Source organism: Rhizobacter sp., assembly GCA_021153565.1.
Classification (GTDB): Bacteria; Pseudomonadota; Gammaproteobacteria; order Burkholderiales; family Burkholderiaceae_C; genus Albitalea.
Genome location: JAJKJU010000308.1, coordinates 1 through 5,836 on the forward strand (window position 1 = coordinate 1; position 5,836 = coordinate 5,836).

General features: G+C 62.1%; 3 protein-coding genes. All 3 read left to right on the forward strand.

From position 1 onward, the window contains the following. The first annotated feature begins 163 nt into the window (after positions 1-163). Genes AC30NL_RS19410 through AC30NL_RS19420 form a run of 3 tightly spaced genes read left to right on the forward strand, consistent with a single transcriptional unit; the run spans position 164 to position 5,614 of the window. Entirely contained in the window at positions 164-2,539 is a 2,376-nt protein-coding gene (locus tag AC30NL_RS19410; protein ID WP_489465630.1) for a hypothetical protein, read from the forward strand. Between the two features lie 3 nt (positions 2,540-2,542). Continuing rightward, complete coding sequence (locus AC30NL_RS19415) at positions 2,543-4,135, forward strand: c-type cytochrome (RefSeq protein WP_489465631.1); 1,593 nt, start codon at positions 2,543-2,545, stop codon at positions 4,133-4,135. A 12-nt stretch (positions 4,136-4,147) separates the two neighbouring features. Then, positions 4,148-5,614 (forward strand): c-type cytochrome, encoded by a 1,467-nt coding sequence (locus AC30NL_RS19420; RefSeq protein WP_489465632.1) that lies wholly within the window; start codon positions 4,148-4,150, stop codon positions 5,612-5,614. Positions 5,615-5,836: the final 222 nt, after the last annotated feature.

Genomic DNA, 5,836 nt, shown 5'->3' on the forward strand with positions numbered 1-5,836 from the left:
TCCGAATGACTTCCCAATGTCCGTTCGGGCTGAGGTATCGAAGCCTCAACCCACGGTGGAGGACTTCGATACCTCAGCCCGAACGGGAGATGGGTCAGCCCGAACGGGAAAGGGAACAAGGCTCTCGTTCCCCATGGCCAGGCCCATGCATCGTGAGCCAGCAATGAAGCCACGTGACCGACAACACAGTGCGATGGCTTGGTTTACGCGATGGGCCGCTTGCCTGTTCGTGTGCGCGTTCTCGTCGGTCGCTGCCGCCAACGCGGATGTCCCAACTCAGCCTCTCTGGGTGATCGATCCATCGTCGCCTGGCGACGACTTGCCGCCTGTGGGTCGCTCGCTGTTCGACCACCTGATGACTGTCCAGCACAACGGGACCTGGGTGTATGAGATTCCGACTTCATTCGCACAGCTGCGCCAACGCATCGAATCTCAATTGCAACGTGACTCCGCAGCGACCATGCCAGGGCTCAAGCAGGTGCTTGTTCCGCTCGGTCGTTCTCTGCAGCGCATGGCGGCAGCGCCCGATTTCTTCGATTCGCCGCGCATCGTTCTCGCAGTCGATGAAGGTCCTGCAGCAGTGCCCGGCAAGACGGTCATGCTCTTGAAGGATCGACTCTACCTAGGCTATCAGTCGCGATCGAATGTGCTTGAAGTCATCAGCTACAACGAGGCCGCGGGCCGCTTCGAGTTCCAGTTGTTGAAGGACTTCCGACCCGGCGGCACACCGAAACTGGTCTATGCCAGTCGACAACTTTGCATGAGCTGTCACCAAAACGGCGGCCCGCTTTTCTCGCGCCCAACCTGGGACGAGACCAACGCCAATCCGAAAGTGGCTGCCTTGCTTGACGCCTCTTCTCGCGAGTTCCAAGGCATTGCCGCAAACCGCGGCGTAGACGTACCCAATGCCATCGACGACGCGACCGATCGCGCCAACCTGCTGGGCGCCTACCAATTGCTCTGGCGCGAAGGCTGCGGGGACAACAAGCATGATGCGCCCGAATGCCGCGCTGCACTCTTCGTTGCCGCGCTGCAATTTCGGCTGAGCGGCCTGCGCCAGTTCGATCGAACCTCGATCAATGATCGCGAACACGGCCTCGGGAAGTTGCAGGCCAACGCTCGCACTCGCTGGCCTGCAGGGCTTGCGATTCCCAACCCGGATATTCCCAATCGCGACCCGCTGCCAAGTGAGGCCGCGCAGCGTGACCTCACCATGCTGGCAAACGTGTCGGCACGCTTCGATCCGTTGGCGTTGCGGCCCCCGCTGAACGTTTGGCGCTTCGATGACGCATCAACAGTAGACCGCATCATCGCCGGCCTCGCCGACTTCATCTCCGACGCCGACATCGCACGGCTCGACAAGCGTCTGGACGAACTCGCAAGAGGTGCCAGGCCCACACGACAAATCTTCGCGAGCCCCTGCAGCGTGATGCAGCGGCGTGCCTCGCCAAGCATCGAGCATGTGGACTTCGATTGCGGCGAGCGAGAGCCCGATGCACTTCGGCTACGTGCTCGCGTCAACATCTCTGCCGGTGTCGCCCAGTCAGGTCGATTGAATCGTTTGCAGCTCGGCAAGCACGGCGAGTTGCGCGAGATCGAATTCGCGACAGCAAGGTCCGTCACCATCGGAGGTGAACGTCGCCTAAGGCCATGGCCCGGAGTAATTTCCCGTTTTGGGGGGTGCAGGGAGGGATGCGATGCAAGGCGCTCCGAGCGCCGTGTGGCGAGCCACACAAGCGAGGAGCAACGCCGCAGCGCGCCCGCCCTGCGCTCCCCAAAACGGGAAATTACTCCGGGCCATGGCCTAAGCCTGCCGCTGCGAAATTCGAGGCTGCATTCGCGCGGCGCCGATGGCCGCACGATAGAGCAGATCGAGCTGCGCTGGAGCGGCAACAAGGGGTTTGCTCACGCCGTGGTTGTCGACGATTTCGCACCGGTGAAAGTCGCCGTACAAGCAATGCTCGAGGCCAACACACAAGGCCACTTCGATGGCTTCAGTGCCTTGCCGTTTCGACGAGTGCGCCTGATGGCGGCGCTCTTCGAAAGACTCGGCATGCCCGCCACGCCGTGGTGCTGCCTGAACACCGCAGGCATGCCGCCTGCGCGGGTAGACCTTGTCGCGACCGAAGTCGTCTCAGCCGCTGCAGCCAAGAGCGACACCTTGCCGCCCGCATTCTTCCCCTACTGCGCAAGCTGCCACGCCACAGCCGACCGCACACCGCCGAACTTCCTGTCGGGCGACGTTGCCAAAGTGCGCCGCCAAGTGACCCAATGCGCACAACGCCTCTACGTGCGCCTCGCATCGTGGCAACTCGCTGCGCAAGATCGGCCCAAGACACCGATGCCTCCGGCCACTGCTTTGCTTCGCATGCATATCCCCGAGAGGTCATGGCGCGACAGCGCCGAACTGGACCGCCTCACCGCATACGTGCGCGATGCCCTGCAAAACGAAACAGGCCGCGCCCCCGAACTCGGCAGCTTGCTAGCCAAAGGCTACGAAAGCCTGCGCCCCTGCCTTCCTGCCACGACTGGTCCCTGAACGATGAACACCCCCTCCCTTTCGCCCGCACGCCATTGGAAGCACTGGTTCATTGCGCTGCTCATCATCATCGTGGCCGTACCGGGCCTCGTCATCCTGACCTTGACCCTGCGCTTCTCGGGCGACTCACCGGTGGACTACACCAAGGTCGAAGATCACTTCAAGTACGGATCAACCGGCGGCGAGCATGTGAGCGGATTTCCCTACTGGATCTGGCAAGCCATGCCGCAAGTGTGCGCGGAGCATCTTCCCGGCAAGGGTTATGCATCGCTTGGACTGATCTATGAGAAGGACGCCGCAGGCAAGACGCGCGACCTTCCGGTGGGCACCTCGAAGCGCCACTTTCAAGGGATCGACCGCGTATTCCTCAACTGCGCTGCCTGCCACACGAGCACGGTGCGCACCTCCGCCGACAAGCCGGCCTTCGTCGTGAGCGGCATGCCGGCCAATACCTTCAACATCATGGCCTTCGAGAAGTTCTTCTTCCGCTGCGCCGCCGACCCGAAGTTCACGAAGGAGCGCATCATCCCCGAGATCGATCGCCTGGGTGCCAAGCTCGATCCACTCGACCGCTACGTGGTCTATCCGGTGGCGATCGCGATCATGCGCGACCGCATCCTTCAACTCGCCGGTCGCTTCGATTGGGTGTGGTCGCAGAAGGAATGGGGGCCGGGCCGCGTCGACACATTCAACTCTGCAAAGGTGCTTTTCAACTTTCCAATGACGTGCAAGGGCGAAAACACGACCTGCATCGCGCCGGAAGAACTCGATGCACCGGCCGACTTCCCCGCCATCTGGAACCAGGCGCAGAAGAAGGGCATGCACTTGCACTGGGACGGCAACAACACGATGTTCGAAGAGCGCGACAAGAGCGCAGCCTTCGGCACCGGCACAACGCCCCCCACCATCGACATCGACCGCATCAAGCGCGTCGAAAACTGGTTGCTCACGGCCAAGCCGCCCGAGTTCAAAGAGCACTTCGCCATCAACGACAAGCTGGCCGCAAGCGGCGCGGTCATTTACAAGAACTACTGCGCCGGCTGCCATGGCGCGGCAGGCGATGACTTCGCCCTGCCCGCAGCCGAACAGAACACCGCGTGCATTCAGCCAGGCGATTCAGATGCGTCGCTCTACGCGCCGCAAGTGGGCAAGGTCACGAGCTGGGAACTCATCGGCACCGACCGTCGGCGGCTCGATTCGTACACACGCGAACTTGCTGCCAACCAATCAACTTTGTACGCCGGTTACCCCTGGCGCTTCTGCCATTTCCGCAAGACCCATGGCTACGCCAACATGCCGCTGGACGGTTTGTGGTTGCGCTCGCCTTACCTGCACAACGGCTCCGTCCCGACGCTGCGCGACTTGCTGGAGCCCGTGGCGAAGCGCCCGCCCGAGTTTTATCGCGGCAACGATTTGTACGACCCGGTCCGCATGGGCTTCGTCGCGACGCAAGCAAGCGAAGGCGACCGCCGGTACTTCCGATACGACACGCACGCGCCGGGCAACTCGAATTCGGGGCACGAAGGCAAGGCTTACGGGACCGAGCTTTCCGACGCGGAAAAGAGCGCGTTGGTCGAATTCCTCAAAACGTTCTGAAGGGGGCAGCGCATGACAAGCACACCGTTCTGGAAGAGAACCTGGTTCAAGATCACTCTGCTCGTGGCCGCGGTGCTGGGCACCGCAGGCGGATACATCGCATGGGACCGCGGCTTTCGCGTACACCCGCAGCCCGACTGGGTGACGGCCACGCCGGAGATGCGTTTCAAGTACGGCTCCATTGGCGCCGAGCACGATGCAGGCATTCCGTACTGGATCTTCTACGTGATGCCTCGCATGTTTCCCGAGAAGCTGCCGGGGCCGGGCGGGTACGCCTCGATGGGCATCCCCTGGGAAGCAGGCCAGGAGCTGCCCGTTGGCTTCACCAAGAAGACCATCGGCTTTCCGCGGGTTGCCACCAACTGCGCGGTGTGCCACACCGCCAGCTATCGCACCAATGCAGACGCGACACCCAATCTGATCGTTGCCGCGCCGGGGCACACGACCAACGTCGAGGCCTACTTCCGCTTCCTCGTCGATTGCGCGAAGGACCCGCGCTTCAATGCCGACAACCTGATGAGCGAGATCAACCTCGTCACCAAACTCGACTTCATCGACCGGCTTCTGTACCGCTTCTTCGTCATTCCGATCACCAAGCAGCGCCTCGTCGAACGTGAGAAACAGTTCGCCTGGATTTACCGCAAAGACTTTGCCGACTGGGGCCGCGGCCGAGACGACGCGATGAACCTCACCAAATACTTTCTCATCCAGCAGTTCATGGATGACAGCCTCGGACCCACTGACATGCCCTCGATATGGAACCTGCAGAAATACAAATGGGACAAGGGCATGCGCTTGAACTACGCGGGCGACAGCCACGACGCCTACTCCGTGATCACCGATTCCGCACTCGGCGTGCTGGGCGCACCGCCAGCGGACAAGCAGAACTTCCTGGGCCACGTGGCATGGTTGCATGAGTACCTGACGAAGCTCGCACCGCCGAAGTACCCTTTCCCGGTCGATCAGTCGCGAGCCGCTGCCGGCAAGGCCGTGTTCGACGCAAGCTGCGCAGGGTGCCATGCCAGTGCGCGCACCGGCACTGTGGTGCCGGTCGCCGAAGTCGGCACCGACCGAAGCCGCATTGACACCTGGACGGGCAAGTCGGCAGGGGCGGCCAACAAGGCGGTGAAAGACATGGGCATCGAACGCAAGGGCCTGGTGGAGGCGGACCCGACCGGCTACATCGCAGCCTTTCTCGACGGCATCTGGCTGAAGGCACCCTACCTGCATAACGGCTCGGTGCCGAGCCTGCGCGACATGCTCGAACCCGCGGCCAAGCGGCCCCGGGAGTTCTATCGGGGCTACGACGTCTACGACCCCACGAATGCAGGCTTCATCAGCCAAGGGCCCAAGGCCGAACGCGCCGGGACGAAGTACGAGGTCGAACGCAAGGGCAACGGCAACCAGGGTCACGAGTTCGGCGTCGCATTGCCACAGCAGGACAAGGATGCGCTGATCGAGTATTTGAAGACCCTGTGAGGCTTGAGAGAGGCTTGAGAGCCACCCCTTTCAAGGTCTTGCATTGACTCCTCTCCCCTCTGGGGAGAGGTTGGGTGAGGGGCTGCGGTGATCGCAGCCCACGGCCCTCACCCCAGCCCTATCCCAGAGCTGACCTTTACGTACGCTGGACACGCGGAAGATGGCCGTTGGAGCAAATTTTTCCCCTACGAGGTTTGAAGAAGGCGGGGTTGACGCATGACA

Coding starts and splice junctions, on each gene's coding strand:
- AC30NL_RS19415 (WP_489465631.1), top strand. CDS start 2,543: ATGAACACCCCCTCCCTTTCGCCCGCACGCCATTGGAAGCACTGGTTC.
- AC30NL_RS19420 (WP_489465632.1), top strand. CDS start 4,148: ATGACAAGCACACCGTTCTGGAAGAGAACCTGGTTCAAGATCACTCTG.
- AC30NL_RS19410 (WP_489465630.1), top strand. CDS start 164: ATGAAGCCACGTGACCGACAACACAGTGCGATGGCTTGGTTTACGCGA.